General features: G+C 63.2%; 20 protein-coding genes. 10 read left to right on the top strand and 10 right to left on the bottom strand.

The features are described 5' to 3' along the window. Positions 1-56: 56 nt before the first annotated feature. The 7 genes from V6590_RS19075 to V6590_RS19045 all read right to left on the bottom strand — a co-directional run bounded on the left by V6590_RS19075 (position 57) and on the right by V6590_RS19045 (position 6337). Complete coding sequence (locus tag V6590_RS19075; RefSeq protein WP_335425292.1) at positions 57-458, bottom strand: RidA family protein; 402 nt, start codon at positions 456-458, stop codon at positions 57-59. Beyond that, a complete protein-coding gene (locus V6590_RS19070) occupies positions 455-868 on the bottom strand; it encodes an acyl-CoA thioesterase (RefSeq protein WP_335425291.1) in 414 nt (137 codons plus the stop codon). Before V6590_RS19070 ends, V6590_RS19075 begins: the two co-directional genes overlap by 4 nt. Further along, positions 865-2001, bottom strand: coding sequence for an acyl-CoA dehydrogenase family protein (locus tag V6590_RS19065; RefSeq protein ID WP_335425290.1), 1137 nt, complete (start codon positions 1999-2001; stop codon positions 865-867). The genes V6590_RS19070 and V6590_RS19065 overlap by 4 nt, the downstream gene beginning before the upstream one ends. A gap of 64 nt (positions 2002-2065) precedes the next feature. Further along, on the bottom strand, positions 2066-2878 hold the full coding sequence (locus V6590_RS19060) for an enoyl-CoA hydratase family protein (protein WP_335425289.1): 813 nt from the start codon (positions 2876-2878) through the stop codon (positions 2066-2068). Further along, entirely contained in the window at positions 2875-3321 is a 447-nt protein-coding gene (locus V6590_RS19055; protein WP_335425288.1) for a MarR family winged helix-turn-helix transcriptional regulator, read from the bottom strand. The genes V6590_RS19060 and V6590_RS19055 overlap by 4 nt, the downstream gene beginning before the upstream one ends. After that, positions 3318-4055: an SDR family NAD(P)-dependent oxidoreductase gene (locus V6590_RS19050; RefSeq protein ID WP_335425287.1), complete on the bottom strand. Its 738-nt coding sequence runs from the start codon at positions 4053-4055 to the stop codon at positions 3318-3320. Before V6590_RS19050 ends, V6590_RS19055 begins: the two co-directional genes overlap by 4 nt. Then, positions 4052-6337 (bottom strand): bifunctional salicylyl-CoA 5-hydroxylase/oxidoreductase, encoded by a 2286-nt coding sequence (locus V6590_RS19045; protein WP_335425286.1) that lies wholly within the window; start codon positions 6335-6337, stop codon positions 4052-4054. Before V6590_RS19045 ends, V6590_RS19050 begins: the two co-directional genes overlap by 4 nt. A gap of 106 nt (positions 6338-6443) precedes the next feature. On the opposite strand from V6590_RS19045, the gene V6590_RS19040 reads away from it, so the two are divergent. The 8 genes from V6590_RS19040 (at position 6444) to V6590_RS19005 (ending at position 15074) form a co-directional block, all read left to right on the top strand. Further along, positions 6444-7595, top strand: coding sequence for a 3-hydroxyacyl-CoA dehydrogenase (locus tag V6590_RS19040; RefSeq protein ID WP_335425285.1), 1152 nt, complete (start codon positions 6444-6446; stop codon positions 7593-7595). Then, positions 7592-8767, top strand: a complete 1176-nt coding sequence (locus V6590_RS19035; protein ID WP_335425284.1) for an acetyl-CoA C-acyltransferase — start codon at positions 7592-7594, stop codon at positions 8765-8767. Before V6590_RS19040 ends, V6590_RS19035 begins: the two co-directional genes overlap by 4 nt. Positions 8768-8857: 90 nt before the next feature. Further along, complete coding sequence (locus V6590_RS19030; RefSeq protein WP_335425283.1) at positions 8858-9670, top strand: flagellar motor protein MotB; 813 nt, start codon at positions 8858-8860, stop codon at positions 9668-9670. A gap of 86 nt (positions 9671-9756) precedes the next feature. Further along, complete coding sequence (locus tag V6590_RS19025) at positions 9757-11064, top strand: flagellar hook protein FlgE (RefSeq protein ID WP_335425282.1); 1308 nt, start codon at positions 9757-9759, stop codon at positions 11062-11064. Between the two features lie 10 nt (positions 11065-11074). Next, positions 11075-12526 carry a flagellar hook-associated protein FlgK gene (flgK, locus tag V6590_RS19020; protein ID WP_335425281.1) on the top strand — a complete coding sequence of 484 codons (1452 nt, stop codon included), beginning with the start codon at positions 11075-11077 and terminating at the stop codon, positions 12524-12526. 1 nt (position 12527) lies between these two features. Beyond that, positions 12528-13526 carry a flagellin gene (locus V6590_RS19015; RefSeq protein ID WP_335425280.1) on the top strand — a complete coding sequence of 333 codons (999 nt, stop codon included), beginning with the start codon at positions 12528-12530 and terminating at the stop codon, positions 13524-13526. Continuing rightward, positions 13526-14626, top strand: coding sequence for a flagellar basal body P-ring protein FlgI (locus V6590_RS19010; RefSeq protein ID WP_335425279.1), 1101 nt, complete (start codon positions 13526-13528; stop codon positions 14624-14626). Before V6590_RS19015 ends, V6590_RS19010 begins: the two co-directional genes overlap by 1 nt. A gap of 145 nt (positions 14627-14771) precedes the next feature. Beyond that, on the top strand, positions 14772-15074 hold the full coding sequence (locus V6590_RS19005) for a hypothetical protein (RefSeq protein WP_335425278.1): 303 nt from the start codon (positions 14772-14774) through the stop codon (positions 15072-15074). A gap of 3 nt (positions 15075-15077) precedes the next feature. Here the strand turns inward: V6590_RS19005 and msrA are convergent, their stop codons facing one another. The 3 genes from msrA to V6590_RS18990 all read right to left on the bottom strand — a co-directional run bounded on the left by msrA (position 15078) and on the right by V6590_RS18990 (position 17429). Then, positions 15078-15695, bottom strand: coding sequence for a peptide-methionine (S)-S-oxide reductase MsrA (msrA, locus tag V6590_RS19000; protein WP_434063288.1), 618 nt, complete (start codon positions 15693-15695; stop codon positions 15078-15080). Positions 15696-15794: 99 nt separating this feature from the next. Then, a complete protein-coding gene (locus V6590_RS18995; protein WP_335425277.1) occupies positions 15795-16073 on the bottom strand; it encodes an SCP2 sterol-binding domain-containing protein in 279 nt (92 codons plus the stop codon). Between the two features lie 126 nt (positions 16074-16199). Next, positions 16200-17429, bottom strand: coding sequence for an argininosuccinate synthase (locus V6590_RS18990; protein WP_335425275.1), 1230 nt, complete (start codon positions 17427-17429; stop codon positions 16200-16202). A gap of 124 nt (positions 17430-17553) precedes the next feature. On the opposite strand from V6590_RS18990, the gene V6590_RS18985 reads away from it, so the two are divergent. Together V6590_RS18985 and ilvA are read left to right on the top strand one after the other, a co-directional pair. After that, on the top strand, positions 17554-18345 hold the full coding sequence (locus tag V6590_RS18985) for a hypothetical protein (protein WP_335425274.1): 792 nt from the start codon (positions 17554-17556) through the stop codon (positions 18343-18345). 38 nt (positions 18346-18383) lie between these two features. Beyond that, on the top strand, positions 18384-19631 hold the full coding sequence (gene ilvA, locus V6590_RS18980; protein WP_335425273.1) for a threonine ammonia-lyase IlvA: 1248 nt from the start codon (positions 18384-18386) through the stop codon (positions 19629-19631).

Below are 19631 nucleotides of genomic sequence, written 5' to 3'. Positions count from 1 at the left end.
TCTCTCCCATGGTCGAAAGGGCAGGCGTCTTGGGCGCCTTTGGCCCGAAACAGTGTCTATTCCTGCGGAATTACGGCAGTCGCTTCGATTTCCACCTTGGCGCGGTCTTCCACCAGCGCCACAACCTGCACCAGCGCCATGGCCGGATAATGCCGCCCGATCACGGCCTTGTAGACCCGGCCCAGATCCTTAAGGCTGTCGAGATAGTCGCGCTTGGACGTGACATACCAGGTCAGCCGCACCAGATGTTCGGGGCGGGCACCTGCCTCGGCCAGCACGGCCACGATGCCCTTCAGCGCATATTCCACCTGGCCCACGAAATCATCGGTCTGGAATTCCTGCTGATCATCCCAGCCAATCATCCCGCCGGTAAAGACCATGCGGCCCGTTGCGGCCATGCCGTTGGAATAGCCCGGCGTCGCCTTCCAGCCCTTGGGGTGCAGCGCTTCGATCGTCATGCCTGTCTCTCCTTGAATTCGGTCAGCCGGGCCCGGATCACCTCGGGCCATGGCGCGGCGCGGCCTTCGGGGGTTACCCAGACCAGCGTCAGGTCGGCCTGCATCCGCAGTTCTTCCCCCACAGCCCCGCGCAGGCGGAAGCTGGCGCTGGATGCGCCGATGCGCAGCACCTCCAGCGTGAAATCCACCCGATCGCCCAGCCGCGATGGCGCGCGGAAATCCGCCTCGATCCGCACGGTGGGCACGCCTGAATGTTCCTCCATCGTGATCCGGGCAAAGGGATAGCGCAGCACATCGGCGAAGAAGTTTTCCACCACCGAATTCGTCATTTCGAAATAGCGGGGGTAGAAGACGATCCCGGCAGGGTCGCAATGATTGAATTCGATCTGGATGGGGCGGTGATAGATCATCCCAGAACACTCCGCGCGATCACCACCCGCTGCACATCGCTGGCCCCTTCATAAATGCGCAGGGCGCGGATTTCGCGATACAGGCTTTCCACCGCAAAGCCGTGGCGCACCCCATCGCCGCCGTGCAGTTGCAGTGCCGTGTCAATCACCCGCTGCGCAGCCTCGGTCGCGTAAAGCTTGGCCATGGCCGCCTCGCGGCTGACCCGCGCGGCCCCGCTGTCCTTGGTCCAGGCGGCGCGATAGACCAGCAGCGCCGCCGCATCGATCTCCAGCGCCATATCGGCCAGATGGCCCTGCACCATCTGATGATCGGCCAGCGTACCGCCGCCCACCCTGGGCCGCTGCACCCGGGCCAGCGCCTCGTCCAGCGCGCGCCGGGCAAAACCAAGCGCCGCCGCCCCGACGGTGGATCGGAACACATCCAGCACCGACATGGCGATCTTGAACCCCTCGCCTGCTCGCCCGATCAGCGCCGCCTCTGGCAGCATCACATCGGTCAGCCGCAGATGGGCCAGTGGATGCGGCGCGATCACCTCGATCCGCTCGACCACCGACAGGCCCGGCGTATCGGCGGGCAGCAGAAAGGCCGAAAGCCCCCGCGCCCCCGGCGCCTCGCCCGTGCGGGCAAAGATCACATAAAGATCGGCAATCCCGCCATTGGAAATATAGGTTTTCTCGCCATTCAGCCGGAACCCGCCCGGAACCCGCTCTGCCGTGGTCGCGGTATGGGCCACATCCGATCCGGCCCCGGGTTCGGTCAGCGCAAAGCCGGAAATTGCCCGACCCGCCCGGGTGCGTTCCAGCCAGCCGCGCTGCGCGCTTGTGCCAAACAGGCTGATTGCGCCCATCCCCAGCCCCTGCATGGCAAAGGCGAAATCGGCCAGCCCGTCATGCCGCGCCAGCGTTTCGCGGATCAGGCACAGGCTGCGCACATCCAGCACCTCGCCCGTATCGGCCCCGCTATGACGCAGCAGCCCCGCCGCGCCCAGATCGGCCACCAGGGCCCGGCAGGCCGCATCGGCATCGCCATGATCCACCGGCAGATGCCGGGCCGCCCACGCCTCCACCTGCGCGGCAAGAGCGCGGTGACGGTCTTCAAAGAAGGGCCAATTCAGGAAGCTGCGGTCGCTCATGCTTTTACCTTGGTCCAGATTTCCCACCGGGGTCCGGGGGGTGTGACCCCCCCCGTCCGTCGGCTCAATCCCCTTGAAACACCGGTTTTTCCTTGGCGACAAAGGCGTGATAGGCGCGGGCGAAATCCTGGGTCTGCATGCAGATTGCCTGGGCCTGCGCTTCGGCCTCGATCGCCTGTTCCAGCCCCATGTTCCATTCCTGGTTCAACTGGGTCTTGGTGATGCCATGGGCAAAGGTCGGCCCGGCCGCCAGCCGTTCTGCCAGTTTCATCGCTTCGGCCTCCAGCCTGTCAGCGGGATGCAGCGCGTTCCAGAAACCCCAGGCCGCGCCCTCATCGGCTGCCATCACCCGCCCGGTATAGAGCAGTTCTGCCGCCCGGCCCTGCCCGATGATGCGGGGCAGCATGGCGCAAGCCCCCATGTCACAGCCCGCCAGCCCGACGCGGGTGAACAGAAAGGCGCATTTTGCCTCGGGCGTGGCCAGCCGCAGATCTGACGCCATGGCGATGATGGCCCCGGCGCCGACACAGATGCCATCCACCGCCGCGATGATCGGCTTGCCGCAGCCGATCATGGCCTTGACCAGATCGCCGGTCATCCGGGTAAAGGCCAGCAGGCCCTTCATGTCCATCCCGACCAGCGGGCCGATGATGTCATGCACATCGCCGCCCGAACAGAAATTGCCCCCATTCGAGGCAAAGACCACCACATCCACATCGGTCGCATAGACCAGCGCACGAAAGGTGTCGCGCAATTCGGCATAGCTGTCGAAGGTCAGCGGGTTCTTGCGGTCAGGGCGGTTCAGCCGCACGGTGGCGATGCGGTCCTTGACCTCCCACAGGAAATGCTGGGGCTTCAGCCCGGCCAGTTCGGTCATGTCGTCTCTCCTTTTTCCGCGGCCCGCCGCAGGATTTCGGTCAGCGCATCCAGGTCGGCCTCGGACAGCTTGCCAAACAGCGCGTTCACCTCGCCTTCGTGATCGGCAGCCTGGCCTTCAAAGACGCGCAGGCCTTCTTCGGTCAGCGCGACATAGACAGTGCGGCGGTCGGTGGCGCTTTGCGTGCGCTTTGCCAGCCCGTCCTTTTCCAGCCGGTCCACCACAGCCGTCGCATTGCCGTTGGAAACCAGCAGCATCCGGCTCAGCTCGCTCATCGTGACGCCATCGCGCCGCCGCCACAGCGCGGCCATCACGTCAAAACGCGGCAGGGTGGTGTCATGGTTCACGCGCAGAAATTCGCGCAGATGGTTTTCCGCGCTGCGGGTCACGCCCAGCAGGCGGATCCATGTTTTCAGGCGGCGTTTGGAAAGGGGGTCGGTCATGTTTCGCCTCCGGCAATCGCTATGGCCTGACCGTTAACACCTTCCGATCCCGCCCCGCAAAGCCACAGCGCCGCTGCCGTCACTTCGGCGGGCTTGATCAGCCGTTTCTGCGGGTTGGTGGCTGCCAGCGCCGCCCGTGCTGCCGCTGCATCCATCCCGGTCTTTTCCATGATCGTGGCAACCGACCGGTCCGTCATTTCTGTATCCAGAAATCCGGGGCACAGCGCATTCACGGTGACGGGCTTTCTGGCAACTTCCAGCGCAAGGCTGCGGGTCAGGCCGACGACACCATGTTTGGCGGCCGCATAGGGCGCAACATAGGCATAGCCCTTCAACCCGGCGGTAGAGGCCACGGCGATCAGCCGTCCCCAGCCCTGCATCTGTGCCAGACCGGCGCGGAAGGTCAGAAACACCCCGGTCAGGTTCACCGCCAGCATGGCGTTCCACTGGTCCAGCGTGGTGCGGCCAAAGGGGGCGCTGTCTGCGGCCCCCGCATTGGCAATCACGATATCGCAGGGGCCTGCCGTCTCGAACATGGCGGAAACGGATGCTTCATCCGTCACATCGGCCGCCACCGCCCGTGCGCCAAGACGGGCGGCCACCTCTTGCAGCGGGGCAAGCCTGCGCCCGGCAATCACCACTTCGGCCCCGGCTGCGGCAAAGCCGCGTGCCAGATCGGCCCCGACACCGGTGCCACCGCCCGTGATCAGAACGCGCTTGCCCTGCATGGTCATACCCGGATCGCCTCGGCCTGTTTCTGGGCCAGCCGGAACAGCAGGTCGCGCCCGCCCTTGTAGGGCGCGGGCCAGTCCGATGTCTCATCGCCCTGCGCGACTGCGGCATGCAGGGTCCAGTAGGGGTTGGCCAGATGCGCCCGGGCCAGGCAGACCAGATCGGCTCGGCCCGCGATCAGGATGCCATTCACCTGATCATAGTCGCTGATATTGCCGACGGTCATCGTGGGGATGCCGGCCTCGTTGCGAATACGGTCGCTGAACGGGGTCTGGAACATGCGGCCATAGATCGGCTTCTCCGCCGGGTCGGTCTGGCCCGAAGAAACGTCGATGATATCGGCACCCGCCGCGCGGAAAGCCCGCGCCACTTCGACCGCTTCGGCCGGGGTCACGCCGCCATCGATCCAGTCATGCGCGCTGATGCGCACCGACATGGGTTTATGCGCAGGCCAGGCGGCCCGCATCGCGGCAAAGACCTCCAGCGGATAGCGCAGCCGGTTTTCCAGCGAACCGCCATAGCTGTCGCTGCGGTGGTTGGTGACCGGGCTGATGAAGCTGGCCAGCAGATAGCCATGCGCGCCATGCATTTCGATCATGTCGGCCCCGGCGCGATCGGCCATTTCGGTGGCGGCCACGAATTGCGCGGTAACCCGATCCATATCCGCGCGCGTCATTTCGCGTGGCACCTGATTTTCGGCCCGATAGGGCAGGGCGCTGGCGCTGATGATCGGCCAGTTGCCATCGGGCAGAGGCTTGTCGATCCCGCCCGCCCAGGGCAGGCAGGTCGATCCCTTGCGCCCGGCATGGCCGATCTGGATGCACAGCTTGGCGCTGGTTTCGGCATGGATGAAATCGGCCAGCCGCTTCCAGGCCGCCTCATGCTCCGGGGCATAAAGACCGGGGCAGCCGGGGGTGATGCGGCCTTCGGCGGCAACGCAGGTCATTTCGGTATAGATCAGCGCGGCCCCGCCCTTGGCCCGTTCGGCATAATGGGTGAAATGCCAATCCGTCGGGCAGCCATCCACCGCCTTGTACTGCGCCATGGGCGACATCACGATGCGGTTCTTCAACGTCATGTCACGCAGCCTGAACGGGGTGAACATCGGCCGCCGGCCCTTTTCGCCGCCGGCCTGTTCGGCAAACCAGTCTTCGGCGCGCGCCAGCCATTCCGGGTCGCGCAGGCGCAGGTTTTCATGGCTGATGCGTTGGCTGCGGGTCAGCAGCGAATAGGCGAACTGCATCGGCGGCATGTCGAGATAGCGTTCGACCTGTTCAAACCATTCCAGACTGTTGCGCGCCGCCGATTGCAGGCGCATCACCTCGACCCGGCGTTCGTCCTGATAGCGCTGGAAGGCGGCCTGAAGGGTTGGTTCGCTGTGCAGGTATTCGGCCAGCGCAATGGCGCTGTCGAAGGCCAGACGCGACCCCGATCCGATGGAAAAATGCCCTGTTGCCGCCGCATCGCCCATCAGCACGACATTTTCGTGATACCAGGTGCTGCAGATCACCCGCGGGAACTGCATCCACACTGCCGATCCGCGCAGATGGGCGGCATTCGACATCAGGTCATGCCCGCCCAGATGGCGTTCAAAGATCTTGCGGCAGGTTTCGACCGTGTCTTCCTTCGACATATGCTCAAACCCCCAGCGATCCCAGGTTTCGGGCAGACATTCGACGATGAAGGTCGCGGTATTGGCATCGAACTGGTACACATGGGCCCAGACCCAGCCATGTTCGGTCTTTTCGAAGATGAAGGTGAAGGCATCATCGAATTTCTGATGCGTGCCCAGCCAGACGAATTTGCATTTGCGGATATCGATATCGGGCTGGAACACGCTTTCATATTCGCGCCGCACCACCGAATTGATGCCATCGCAGCCGACAACGATGTCATATTCCTTGCGATATTCCTCGGCGGTCTTGAATTCGGTTTCGAACTGCATGTCCACGCCCAGTTCGCGCGCCCGCTGCTGCAGCAGGATCAGCATCTGCTTGCGCCCGATCCCGGCAAAGCCATGGCCACCCGACACCGTGCGCACGCCATCATGCACGGTGGCAATATCGTCCCAATAGGCGAAATGGCTGCGGATCGCTTCGGTCGAGACGGGATCGTTCTTCTGCATCCGCGACAGCGCGTCATCCGACAGCACGACGCCCCAGCCAAATGTGTCATTCGCGCGGTTGCGTTCCAGCACGACAACCTCATGCGCGGGGTCGCGCAGTTTCATCGAGATCGCGAAGTAAAGACCGGCAGGGCCGCCGCCCAGGCAAAGCACCTTCATCTGTGTCCTCCAATTATCCGCGTGTCTTGCTGGGATGCTGCCACCGTGCCGATTTTATTTCAAGCTTGAAATTTCCAGCTTGAAATCTTTTTGCGCAAAGTGGACGATGCCAAAGGGCGCAAAGCCGGAAATCGCGGAGGAAGCCATGGCAGTGATCGGGGTTGTCGGCCTTGGGGTGATGGGGCTGGGCATCGCGCAGGTCTATGCGCAGGCCGGGCATGAGGTGCGGTTGCATGACGCCCATGCGCCTGCGCAAGAGGCGGCGCTGCAACGGCTGCGCCAGGGTCTGCAGGCGCGGGTGGATGCGGGCAAGATGGTGGCACCGGAAATGGCGGCGATCATGTCCCGTCTTCAGGTCGGCCCGTTATCCGATCTGGCGCCCTGTCATCTGATCATCGAGGCGATTGCCGAAAATCTGGCGGCCAAACAGTCACTGTTCCGGCAGTTAGAGACGATTTCCGGGGCCATTCTGGCAACAAATACGTCGTCCCTGTCGGTTGCGGCCATCGCGACGGGGCTGCAAAATCCACAGCGGATGATCGGGCTGCATTTCTTCAACCCCGCCCCCGTGATGAAGCTGGTCGAATTCATTTCCCTGCCCGGAACGGATGCCGCAGCGCTGCGGCTGGCCCGCAGCCTGACCGAAACCGCAGGCAAGACCGTGATCGCCTGTGCCGATACGCCCGGATTCATCGTGAACCGCTGTGCCCGGCCCTATTACGGTGAAGCCCTGGCCTTGCTGGAAGAAGGCCGCAGCGCGGGCGAAATTGATGCCGCCATGGTGGCGGCTGGCTATCGGCTGGGCCCGTTCCAGCTGATCGATCTGGTCGGGGCCGATATCAACCTGGCTGCGACAGAAAGCCTGCTGGCCGCAATGGCGGGGCATCCGCGCTATCATGTATTCCCAACCCTGCGGGCGCAGGTGGCGCGGGGCGATCTGGGGCGCAAGTCCGGGCGCGGGTTCATCTATCCCGACAGCCTGCCACCAGCCCCCGATGACGCAGCAGCCATCGCCCTGCGGATCGAGGCGATGCTGGCCAATGAAGCCGCGACGATTCTGGCTGAAAACGGCTCTGACATGGCGGGAATCGATACGGCGCTGAAGCTTGGGCTCAATTTCCCGCGCGGCCCGTTCGAAGCTGCGCGCCGTCATGGCCTGCCCGCGATCCGGGCCGAACTGGCCCGGCTGCAGGCGGCGGCCCCTGATACCCTGAAACCCCGATATGCCGCCGCTGCGGCGCTGGAGGCCCTTGCATGACCGCTGTTTTCCTGTGCCACGGCAAGCGCAGCCCGATTGGCCGCCATGCCGGAAGTCTGGCCATGGTGCGCCCCGACGATCTGGCGGCCCATGTGATTGATGCCGTGCTGGCTGGGCGCGACCTGCCGGTGGATGAGGTGATCTTTGGCTGCGCCAATCAGGCGGGCGAAGACAATCGCAATGTGGCGCGCATGGCCGTTCTATTGTCGCGCCTGCCGGATACGGTGCCGGGGCTGACGGTGAACCGGCTGTGCGCGTCGGGGCTGGATGCGGTGATCGCGGGTGCACGCAGCATCGCCTGCGGGGCAGCCGATCTGGTGATTGCAGGCGGGGTGGAAAGCATGAGCCGGGCACCCTTCGTGATGCCCAAGGCGGAAAGCGCCTTTTCGCGTCAGACCGAAATTCACGATACCACCATTGGCTGGCGCTTTGCCCATCGGCGGATTGCGGCGGAATACGGGATCGAATCGATGCCCGAAACGGCCGAGAATGTGGCCACCGATTTCACGGTCAGCCGCGCCGATCAGGATGCGTTCGCCCTGCGCAGCCAGGAGCGCTATGACGCCGCATGGCATGCTGCCGATATTGCGCCCGTCACCGTGCCGGGCCGCAAGGGTGATACGGTCGTGGACCGGGACGAACACCCCCGCGCCACCACCGCCGAAAAACTGGCCTCCCTGCCCGCCCCGTTTCGCAAGGGCGGCAGCGTGACAGCGGGCAATGCCTCGGGCGTCAATGACGGGGCCTGCGCGGTGATCCTTGCCTCGGAACGCGCGATGCGCGCGCATGATCTGGTGCCGCTGGCGCGGATCGGGGCGGCAGCCTCGGCCGGGGTGGCGCCGCGGATCATGGGCATCGGGCCGGTGGCCGCGCTGGCGCGGTTGACCGCGCGCGATGGCCTGAGTGCCCAGGATTTCGATGTGATCGAGTTGAACGAGGCGTTTGCCGCGCAGGCCCTGGCCTGTCTGCGGGCCTGGGGTCTGCCCGATGATGCGCCGCAGGTGAACCGCCATGGCGGTGCAATCGCCATGGGGCATCCCCTGGGCATGACAGGGGCACGAATCGCCCTGTCAGCCGCGCGCCAATTGCACGAAACGGGGGGCCGCCTTGCCCTTGCCACGCTATGCGTCGGCGTCGGTCAGGGGGTGGCGTTGGTGCTGCATGCGCCCTGAGTCGCCAATTTTGACCGGCCTTTTATCCTTTAAGCCCCTGTTCACCCCGTTCGGATAGTTCTGATCCCGGGTGTAAAGGACGGGTGTGTGATGAGCGGCAAATCCAATGCCGCGCCTATCATCATCAAACGGAAGAAAGTTGTCGGCGGCGGTGGTCACCACGGTGGTGCGTGGAAGGTTGCCTATGCCGACTTTGTGACCGCCATGATGGCGTTCTTCCTGTTGATGTGGTTGCTGGGCGCGACGACCGAAAAGCAACGCAAGGGGGTGGCGGATTATTTCAGCCCCACCGTGTCGATGACCCCGTCAAGCGGGGGCGAAGGCATGCTGGCCGGCGATTCCAGCGTTAAGGAAGACTCGATGGCCTATAGCGGCAGCGGCGTGGAAGGTGGCCGAAATGCCAGCACCGGCGGCGAGATGACGGCGGCCCAACTGAAGGAAATGAAGGCAGAAATCGACCATAAGCTGACAGCCTATGGCGGTGAAAGCATGACGATGCAGCGGGCGCTGCGCCATATCGTGACCAAGATCACGGATGAAGGTCTGGTCATCGAGATTTTCGATCTTGAGGATGCGCCGCTGTTCACGGCCGAGACGGCAGAACCCCAGCCGATCACCCGTGACATTGCAGGAATCGTGACCAATGTTCTGGCCATCGCCACCAATGGTGTCGCGGTCAACGGCCATGTGCGTTCCTATCCCGTGACGCTGATCAACAATCCGGTCTGGGATCTGTCGGCAGCCCGCGCAGAAACGATCCGCGGTCTTCTCGAAGCGTCCGGCATGGCGTCGCAGCGTATTCGCCGCATCACCGGGCATGCCGACCGGGTTCCCGTGACGGCAGATCCGATGGTGATCCGCAACAACCGGATCGAGATCGTCCTGCTCCGGAAGGATCGGTAGAGTTTTAGCTATTAGCCGGAAATTAAGGCGGAGAGCGCAGGGTCAGCATCGAGCAAGGAATCGAAGCTGCAGAAAGGCGCTTTCACATGACCATCTCTTCCGCCCTCAATGCCGGTGTGGCCGGCTTGAATGCCAATGCTAACCGGCTGGCGACGATTTCGGACAATATCGCCAATTCCGGAACTTATGGATACAAGCGCGCCTCGACCGAATTCGAGGCGATGGTTCTCAGTTCCAGCGGCTCGTCCGGGGTCTATACCGCTGGCGGGGTTCGGGCAAACTCGGCCCGGATGATCGATGAACGCGGTGGCCTGGTTGGCACGCTCAACGCATTGGACATGGCGGTTTCGGGGCGCGGGATGCTGCCGGTGACCGATATGTCATCCATTGATGCGCTGATGTCCAATGAACGGCTGAAGATGACAACCACCGGCGCGTTCCGGATGGATGAAAACGGCATTCTGCGCACGGCGTCCGGGCTGGTTCTGCTGGGTTGGCCCGCCGATGCACAGGGTAACATCCCGACCATCGCCCGCGATTCTGTTGCTGGCCTCAGCCCGGTCGTCATCAACCAGAACCAGCAGGTCGGCGATCCGACCACGGCCATCAAGCTTGGGGTGAACCTGCCCGCCACCGATACGCTTGCCGGTTCGCCGGGCGACCCGCTGCCGCTGTCGGTTGAATATTTCGGCAATCTTGGCACGTCCGAATCGCTGAATATGACCTTCACGCCCACGGTGAATGCGACCGGTCAGTCGAATACCTGGACGATGGAGATTACCGATTCCGCATCGGGTGGCACAGTGGTCGGTGAATATACCCTGGTGTTTGACGATACCCGGGCCACGGGCGGCAGCCTTCTGTCGGTGACCACCGTGGCTGGCGGTGCCTACGATCCGCTGACCGGTCAGATTGCCCTGACTGTGGCTGGCGGGCCGATCAGCCTTGAAATCGGTATACCTGGCGAACGCAATGGCCTGACCCAGCTGTCAGACACATACAGCCCGACCGGCATCACCAAGGACGGATCGCCCGCAGGCACGCTGCTGGGCGTAGAGATCAATGAAAAAGGCATGCTGGTCGCCGCCTATGACAGCGGCTTTACCCGCACCCTGTATCAGATCCCGGTTGTGGATGTGCCCAATATCAACGGCCTGATCCCGATGGACAACCAGACCTTTGCCGCTTCGCAGCAGTCGGGGTCATTCTTCCTGTGGAATGCCGGTGAAGGCCCGACTGGAACGATCGAAGGGTATGCCCGCGAAGGATCGACCACCGATGTCGCCGCCGAACTGACCAGCCTGATCCAGACCCAGCGCGCCTATTCATCCAACGCCAAGGTGATCCAGACTGTGGATGAAATGCTGCAGGAAACCACCAACATCAAAAGGTAAGGCCTGACCCATGAGCCTGTCTTCCGCGTTTTCCTCGGCCCTGTCAGGGCTGACCGCCAGTGCCCGGGTGGCCGAACTGATCTCGTCCAATGTCGCCAATGCGCTGACGCCCGGCTATGCCCGGCGCGAAGCCGACCTGTCCGCGCGCAGTCTGGGCGGGACGGGGCAGGGGGTCCGTGTCATTGGTGTCCAGCGCGACACCAATGCCTTCCTTCTGTCGGAACGGCGCGGGGCGCAGGCGGGCCATGGCGGGCAGGAAACCCGGTCCAATGCCCTGCGGCAGATCGAAAGCGCGATCGGGTCAGAAGAAAGTGCCAGCTCGCTGCTCAAGCGCATCGCAGCCTTTGATCAGTCCTTGCTGGCCGCGGCCAGCCGACCGGAATCGGAGGCACGCCTGTCTGCCGCGGTGACCGCTGCGGCAGATCTCGTGTCGCATATCACCCAAGCCTCGTCCGAGGTGCAGGCGGTGCGCGGTCGGGCTGATACGTCCATCGGGTTGCAGGTCAATCGGCTCAATCATGGGCTTGCCCGGATCGCCGATCTGAATGACCGCATCAAGCTGAACACCATCGGCGGTGCCGATACCTCAGCCTTGCAGGATCAACGCCAGCAACAGATCGATCTGCTGGCCGAAATCGTCCCCTTGCGCGAAGTCGCCCGTGAGGATGGTTCGGTCGCGCTCTTTTCCGCGGGGGGGGCCGCCCTGATTGACGGCAGGCCTTCGACCTTCGGGTTTACGACTGCGGGCACCGTGACCGAGGCCATGGTTCTGGGTACGGGCCTGTCGGGGCTGACGCTGAACGGCCAGTCTGTTTCCACAACGGAATCGGGGCTGCTGGGGGGCGGGACGCTGGCCGCGCAATTCGCCCTGCGCGACGAGGTCGGAACCGAAGCACAGGCCGGGCTGGATGCCTTGGCCCGCGATCTGGTGGAACGGTTCCAGCAAAGCGGGCTTGATGCCACACGGGCGCCGGGCGATCCGGGGCTGTTTACCGATGCGGGTGCCGCCTTTGTTGCCGCGAACGAACCTGGGCTTGCCACAAGGATCAGCCTGAATGCAGCCGTCGATCCCCGCCAGGGTGGCGAAGTCTGGCGGTTGCGCGATGGGCTTGGGGCAGCGGCCTCGGGCCCGACCGGCGACTCTCGTCTGATTACCGTCCTTCAATCGGCGCTGACAGAGCAGCGGACCCCAGCCTCGGCCCCGTTTTCCAACGGCATGCGCAGCTTTTCGGGTCTGGCATCTGATCTGACATCATCCATCGCGCGGCAACGTCTGGACAGCGATGAAACACTCAGCTTTGCCACGGCGCGCTATTCAGCCCTGCAAGAGGCAGAGCAGGAACGCGGCGTGGATACAGACCAGGAAATGCAGCAATTGCTGCTGGTCGAACAGGCCTATGCGGCCAATGCCCGTGTGATGCAGGCGCTGGACCAGATGCTTGGCAACCTGATGGAGATCTGACATGCCCCTTGTTTCCTTGGGTGACCTGGCCCAATCGACGATGCTGCGGCGCAATATGGGCCTGATCAAGACCCAGATGGATGTCTTGTCGCAGGAAATGGCAACGGGGGTTTCGGCGGATGTGACCCGCAAGACCGCCGCCGATCTTGGCCCGTTGCACGCTCTCGACAACCGGCTTGCGCAACTGGAGGGCTTTTATGCGGCCACCACCGAACTGGAGCTGATGGCAGCCGGTCAGCAGGCGGCGCTGGGGGTGATTGATGGTTTCGCCACCACGCTTGCGCCGCAATTGCTGTCGGCGGCGGCAGGCTCGCAGCCAGGTTCCTTGTCTGCCATTGGCGACGATGGCGAACAGAAGTTCAAGGCGGCGATTTCGGCGCTGAATACCCGCGCCGGTGACCGGTCACTGTTTGCGGGCATGGCGACCGACCGATCGCCCCTGCCCGATGGCGAAACGATCCTGCAGGCCCTGGAAACCGCGATTGGCACGCTGGCCACGGCCGAAGATGTGCGTCTGGCGGTATCAGCCTGGTTCGATGATCCGGCCGGATTTGGCGCCCTGTATCAGGGTCAGGGGGTTCTGGCGCCGGTCGCGATTTCCCAGGGGGAAACCGCAGAACTGACGGTCACAGCCCAGACTGACGGAATTCGCGAAACGCTGAAGGGGTTCGCCATGGCGGCCCTTGTGGACCGGAACCAGCCCGGCCCGGCGTTGGAAGGCCGCGCCCAATTGGCCAAGCTGGCCGGACAGCAATTGCTCAACAGCCAGAGCGCAAGGTCGGAAGTGGCAGCACGGCTGGGGGTTGCCGAACAGCAGATCGCTGCCGCACAAAGCCGCAACAGTGCGGAAAGCACGGCGCTGGAAATCGCAAGGTCCAAGATTGTTGCGGTCGATCCGATGGAAACCGCCTCGCGTCTGGATGAGGCCTCGACCCAGCTGGAACTGATCTATGCCATCACGGCGCGGATGTCGCGCATGACGCTGTCGGATTACCTGTGATGCGCTGGCTTTCTCTGGTCCTCACCCTGCTGCTTTGGCCGTCGCTTCTGCTGGCGGCGCCGATCCGGATCAAGGATCTGGTGGAATTCGATGGCGTCCGGGGCAATGACCTGGTCGGCTATGGTCTGGTGGTGGGGCTGAACGGCACAGGGGATGGCATCCGCAATGCCCCGTTCACCGAAGAAATCATGGCCAACCTGCTGGAACGGCTGGGCGTCAACGTGACGGGAGAGCAGTTCCGGCCCAAGAACGTGGCTGCGGTCTTCGTGACGGCAAGCCTGCCGCCCTTCGCCCGGTCGGGCGGGCGCATCGACGTGACCGTCTCGGCCATTGGCGATGCCAAAAGCCTGCTGGGCGGCACGCTGATCATGACCCCGCTGAATGGGGCTGATGGCCAGATCTATGCCGTCGCCCAAGGGACGATCATTGCCGGAGGTGTGTCGGCCGAAGGCGACGCCGCACGCGTGGTGCAGGGGGTGCCGACGGCGGGGGTGATCCCTGCCGGGGCGCGGGTCGAACGCGAGGTCGAGTTCGACTTCAGCACGATCAGCTCGCTGCGGCTGGCCCTGCGTCAGCCGGATTTCACCACGGCATCGCGGATCGAATCTGCGATCAACCGCGAATTCGGGCGGCAGGTGGCCACGATGACCGACGCCGGCACAGTTTCGCTGGATCTGGATCGGACGCGCGCCAGATCACCGGCGCATGCCATGGGGCGGCTCGAAAACCTGTTGGTCGAACCTGAAACCAAGGCGCGCGTGGTTGTGGATCAGCGGTCTGGCACGATCGTGATGGGGTCGGATGTCCGCATCAGCCAGGTGGCCGTCGCGCAGGGCAATCTGACCTTGCGGGTCGAAGAGGCCCCGATGGTGGTGCAGCCCAACCCCTTTGCCGAGGGCGAAACAGTCGTGGTCCCCCGAACCAATGCCGAATTGGAAAAGGCACCGGGCACTGGTCTGGCCGAGCTGTCGGACAGTACCAGCCTGTCGGATGTGGTGGCCGGGCTGAATGCCCTTGGCGTTGCCCCGCATGACATGATCGACATCCTGAAAAGCATCAATGCTGCCGGGGCGCTGCATGCCGAATTCCTGGTGCAATAGGGTTTTCCTGCCTTTTCAGGTTCATGGCCAAGGCTGGCGCGCAGGACATAAGCTGCAACTTTCGTACAGGTTCCCTGAAGTAAGGCTTGCGTCCTGACGATTTGGTTCCATGCTGCGGTGCTAACCCGTACCCGGAAGGCATGCCATGATCGTTACCCCAGCCCAAGCCCTGCGCCTGTCGCTTGAAGCCGGCCAGATGGTCTCAGAGGCTCAGATCGTCATTGCCATGCGGCTTTGGGGCATGGCGGGCCTTTGGAACACCCGGCCCGACGAAACGGTCCGCATGGTTCAGGAAAAGGTCGAGGCGATGGCCCAATCCAGCATCGACGCGGGCCATGCGATGATGACCGGAAAGGGTGTCGCCGGCATCGCCATGGCTGCCATGAAACCGGTCCGGCAGAAAACCAGCGCCAATGTGCGGCGGCTGACAAAGGCGGGATCGCGCTGATCCCTAGCCCGGAAAGGCCTGATCGCCCCAGATCGCCTTGACCCGCGCATCGCGGCCACAGGATTTGCGATAGAATTTATAGGCGTTCTTCTTCTGTTTTGGTCCGATCCGGGTCAGAACGATATCCGATGACTTGTAATAATCCTGATGATAGGCATCAGCTGGCCAGAACTTCGTCAGTGGCAGCACAGGGGTTACAATCTGGCGGCCAAGCGCGGCTTCGGCCTCGGCAATGGCGGCCATGGCCGTGGCCCTTTGGCCCGAGGTGGCGAAAATCGCACTGCGATAGCTGTCGCCCCGGTCGCAGAACTGCCCCCCCGCATCGGTGACATCGATGGATCGCAGGAACATCGACACCAGGCGGTCATAGGGCAGGATGGCATCGTCGAAGGTGATTTCCACCGCCTCGTAATGGCCGGTGCCGCCTGCTGTGACCTGATCGTAACTTGGCGCATCGGTCGCGCCGCCGGAAAACCCCGAAACGGCAGAGATCACGCCTTTCACGCCCTCGAAATCGGATTCAACGCACCAGAAACAGCCGCCCGCCACGACCGCCTTGCGGATTTCGGCCTGCGCCGTTGTGGCCGAAAGGGCCAGTATCATTGCCAGAATCCACCGCATCACAGCCCCCTTTGCCAATTCCGCCACAGGGTCGCGCGGCACGGGGGGTGCGGGCAAGAAACGCCTGCGTGATGTCACGCGGGCTTGATTGACAGAAGATCAGCCCAGCAGCTTGGCCAGACCCATGGCCACCGCCGGATTGCCCGACAGTTTCAGCTTGCCGGTCGCCATGGCCATCATCGGGTTCAGCTTGCCGCGCAACAGCGCAACCAGATTGTCCCGGCTCAGCCGCAGCGTACAGTCCGTTTCGCGGTTTTCGGTCAGGGCGGTGCCATCTGCCAGAACGATCACCCCGTCATCCCCGCAATCGAATTTCAGACTGCCGGAAAAGCTGCGCGTTTCCAGAACCTTGCGAATATCTGCCGCGATCTGTTCCATGGTGCCCCCTGCCTTGCTGGCCACAGCTAAGGGCCGGGGCTGCCCGCTGGCAACTGCGCCGTTGCGTCACGCAAAAGGCCGCGCCCTGCACAGGCGCGGCCCGATCCTTTTCCGGAACAAACCGGTTTACTTCTTTGCCACCCGGGCGTTGCGCGTGGCGATCAGTTTCAGCCGCAGCGCGTTCAGGCGGATGAAGCCTTCGGCATCCTTCTGATCATAGGCGCCGGCATCTTCTTCGAAGGTCACATGCTTTTCGCTGTAAAGCGAATGGTCAGACCAGCGCGCCACCGTCACGGCGCGGCCCTTGTACAGCTTGACCCGCACGGTGCCCGTGACGTGTTCCTGCGTCTTGTCGATCAGCGCCTGCAGCGCCTCGCGTTCGGGGCTGAACCAGAAACCGTTATAGATCAGCTCGGCATAGCGCGGCATGATGCTGTCTTTCAGATGGCCCGCACCGGCATCCAGCGTGATCTGTTCGATGCCGCGATGGGCTTCCAGCAGGATCGTGCCGCCGGGCGTTTCATAGATGCCGCGTGATTTCATGCCGACAAAGCGGTTTTCCACCAGATCGAGCACGCCGACACCATGCTTGCCGCCCAGATCGTTCAGCCGCGCCAGAATGGTGGCGGGCGACAGGCGTTCGCCATTGATCGCCACGGCATCGCCGCGTTCAAAGGTGATTTCCACCATTTCCGGGGTATCCGGGGCCTCTTCGGCCGGAACCACGCGCTGCAGCACATAGTTCGGGAATTCTTCGGCCGGGTTTTCCAGCACGCGGCCTTCGGACGAGGTGTGCAGCAGGTTGGCATCGACCGAGAAGGGCGCTTCGCCGCGCTTGTCCTTTGCGATCGGGATCTGGTTCGCCTCGGCGAATTCCAGCAGCCGGGTGCGGCTGGTCAGATCCCACAGCCGCCACGGCGCGATCACCTTGATCGACGGGTCCAGCGCCGCTGCCGACAGTTCGAACCGCACCTGATCGTTGCCCTTGCCGGTGGCGCCATGGGCCACGGCATCGGCCCCATGGTCCTGCGCGATCTTCACCAGATGCTGGCTGATCAGCGGGCGCGCGATCGATGTGCCCAGCAGATACAGCCCTTCATACAGCGCATTGGCCCGGAACATCGGGAAAACGAAGTCGCGCACGAATTCTTCGCGCACGTCAACGATATGGATATTCTCTTCCTTGATGCCCATCAGCAGGGCCTTCTGGCGCGCGGGTTCCAGTTCTTCGCCCTGGCCCAGATCGGCCGTGAAGGTGATCACCTCGCAGCCATATTCGGTCTGCAGCCATTTCAGGATGATCGAGGTATCGAGGCCGCCGGAATAGGCCAGCACGACTTTCTTCGGCTTCTGCATAAGAAGGCTCCATCAAGGTTTGCGTCGCGATAAAGCGAAAACCACCTTTAGGCAAGGGAAGCGCGGTTGACAGCCCGAATCTTCCTGCCTCAAATCCCGCCCAGGCGAACGAGAAAGGAACATCATGAAGGGCCTTCACATCTTTCTGCATTCGGTGCGGCAGGTAACCGGCAACCTGGACAGCGCGCTGCGGATTTCGGCCCTGCCTTTCGCCATTCAGGTCCTTGCGGCCCTGATCCTGCTGGGGCCGGACATGATGATGGACAGTGGCTTCAGCCCCGACACTGCCAATATCGGTTACTTTGGCAGTGTTGCGCTGAATCTGGTTGTGACCATTTTCACCAGCCTCTGGATTGCCATAGCCTGGCATCGCTTTGTTCTTCGAAACGAAGTGCCCCAAGGTTTTGTTCCCTCCTTTGCCGCTCCGCGTAGCCTTGCCTATTTCGGCCGGTCCTTTGTTATTGGGCTTTTGTGTATCGCCGTGGCGATTCCGCTGGGCGTCGTTGCCGGGGTGATCGCAGCCGGACTGTCAGGCGCGACCGGGCCCGGCCTGGGGTCGATGTTCATCCTGTTCGTTCTGGTCTATCTGCCGGTCGCAGTGATTTCCTACCGTCTGTCCACGGCTCTGCCCGGCATCGCGCTGGATGAAGAACGCGCGTTCAGTGCAGGTTGGGAGGCAACAAAGGGCGAAACCGAGACGTTTTTCGTGCTGTCGGTGATCAGCGTCGTTGCCTTCTTCGTGCTGTCTTTCGGTGGCTCCTTCCTTTTGTCCTTTCTGGGCACGTTGGTCCTGGGTGATGTGTCGATCCTCAGCTTTGCGTGGAATGTCGCACTGGGCTGGATGATGCTGATGGTCGGTCTTTCGATCCTGACCACGCTTTATGGCCATTACATCGAAAAGCGCCCGCTGGTCTGACCTCTTGCAAAGCCGGGGCGGGCGGGTCTAATCGCGGGATGGATGATTTTGCCCACAACGCCCGCCTCACCACGGCAGCCCTGCGCGACCTGTTCGATGCCACCCCCCTGCAGCGCAATGACCATCTGTCGGCGCGCTATGGGGCCGAGATTTATCTGAAACGCGAAGATCTGACGCCGGTGCGCAGCTACAAGCTGCGCGGGGCCTTCAACGCCATGCGCAAGGTGCGTGCGGCGCGTCCGGGGCAGTGCCATTTCGTCTGTGCCAGCGCGGGCAATCATGCGCAGGGTGTGGCCTATGCCTGCCGGCATTTCGGGGTGAAGGGCACGATCTTCATGCCGGTGACCACGCCACAGCAGAAGATCGACAAGACCCGGACCTTTGGCAATGGCGCGGTCGAAATCGTGCTGACAGGCGACTATTTCGATCAGACGCTGGCCGCAAGCCAGGCCTATTGCCGCGATCATGGCGCGCATTTCCTGTCGCCCTTCGATGATGCCGATGTGATCGAAGGGCAGGCCAGCGTGGCGGTGGAATTGCTGGATCAATTGGGGGTGCCGCCCGATCTGGTGATCCTGCCGGTGGGCGGGGGCGGCCTGGCCTCGGGCGTGACACGCTATCTGCGCGACGTCGCGCCGGGGGTGGATTTCCGGTTTGTTGAACCGCTGGGTGGTGCCAGCCTTTCGGCCGCGCTGGAGGCAGGCGGCCCGGTCACGCTGCCGCGGATCAACACCTTTGTCGATGGCGCGGCAGTCGCCCGGCTGGGCAGCCATACCTATGACTGCCTGAAATGGGCCGATCCGGCGCAGGTTCTGCTGGCCCCCGAAGACCGGATCTGCGTCACCATGCTGGAGATGCTGAACATCGAAGGCATCGTGCTGGAACCAGCCGGGGCGCTGTCGGTCGATGCGCTGCCGGTGCTGGCCGATGTGATCCGGGGCAAGACTGTGGTTTGCGTGACCTCGGGCGGGAATTTCGATTTCGAACGCCTGCCCGAGGTGAAGGAACGGGCGCAGCGGTTTTCGGGATTGAAGAAGTATTTCATCCTGCGCATGCCGCAGCGCCCCGGCGCGCTGAAGGAATTTCTACAGATGCTGGGCCCCGATGACGATATTGCGCGCTTTGAATATCTGAAGAAATCGGCGCGCAACTTCGGGTCGGTGCTGATCGGCATTGAAACCCGGCAGGCCGCGCATTTTGCGGCGCTGACCGCCAAGATGGACGCGGCGGGCTTTGCCTATCGCGACATTACCGGGGATGAGGCGCTGGCAGAATTCCTGATCTGA

It is taken from the genome of Gemmobacter denitrificans, assembly GCF_036964905.1.
Taxonomy (GTDB): Bacteria; Pseudomonadota; Alphaproteobacteria; order Rhodobacterales; family Rhodobacteraceae; genus Gemmobacter; species Gemmobacter denitrificans.
This window is presented reverse-complemented; position numbering and strand designations above follow the sequence as displayed.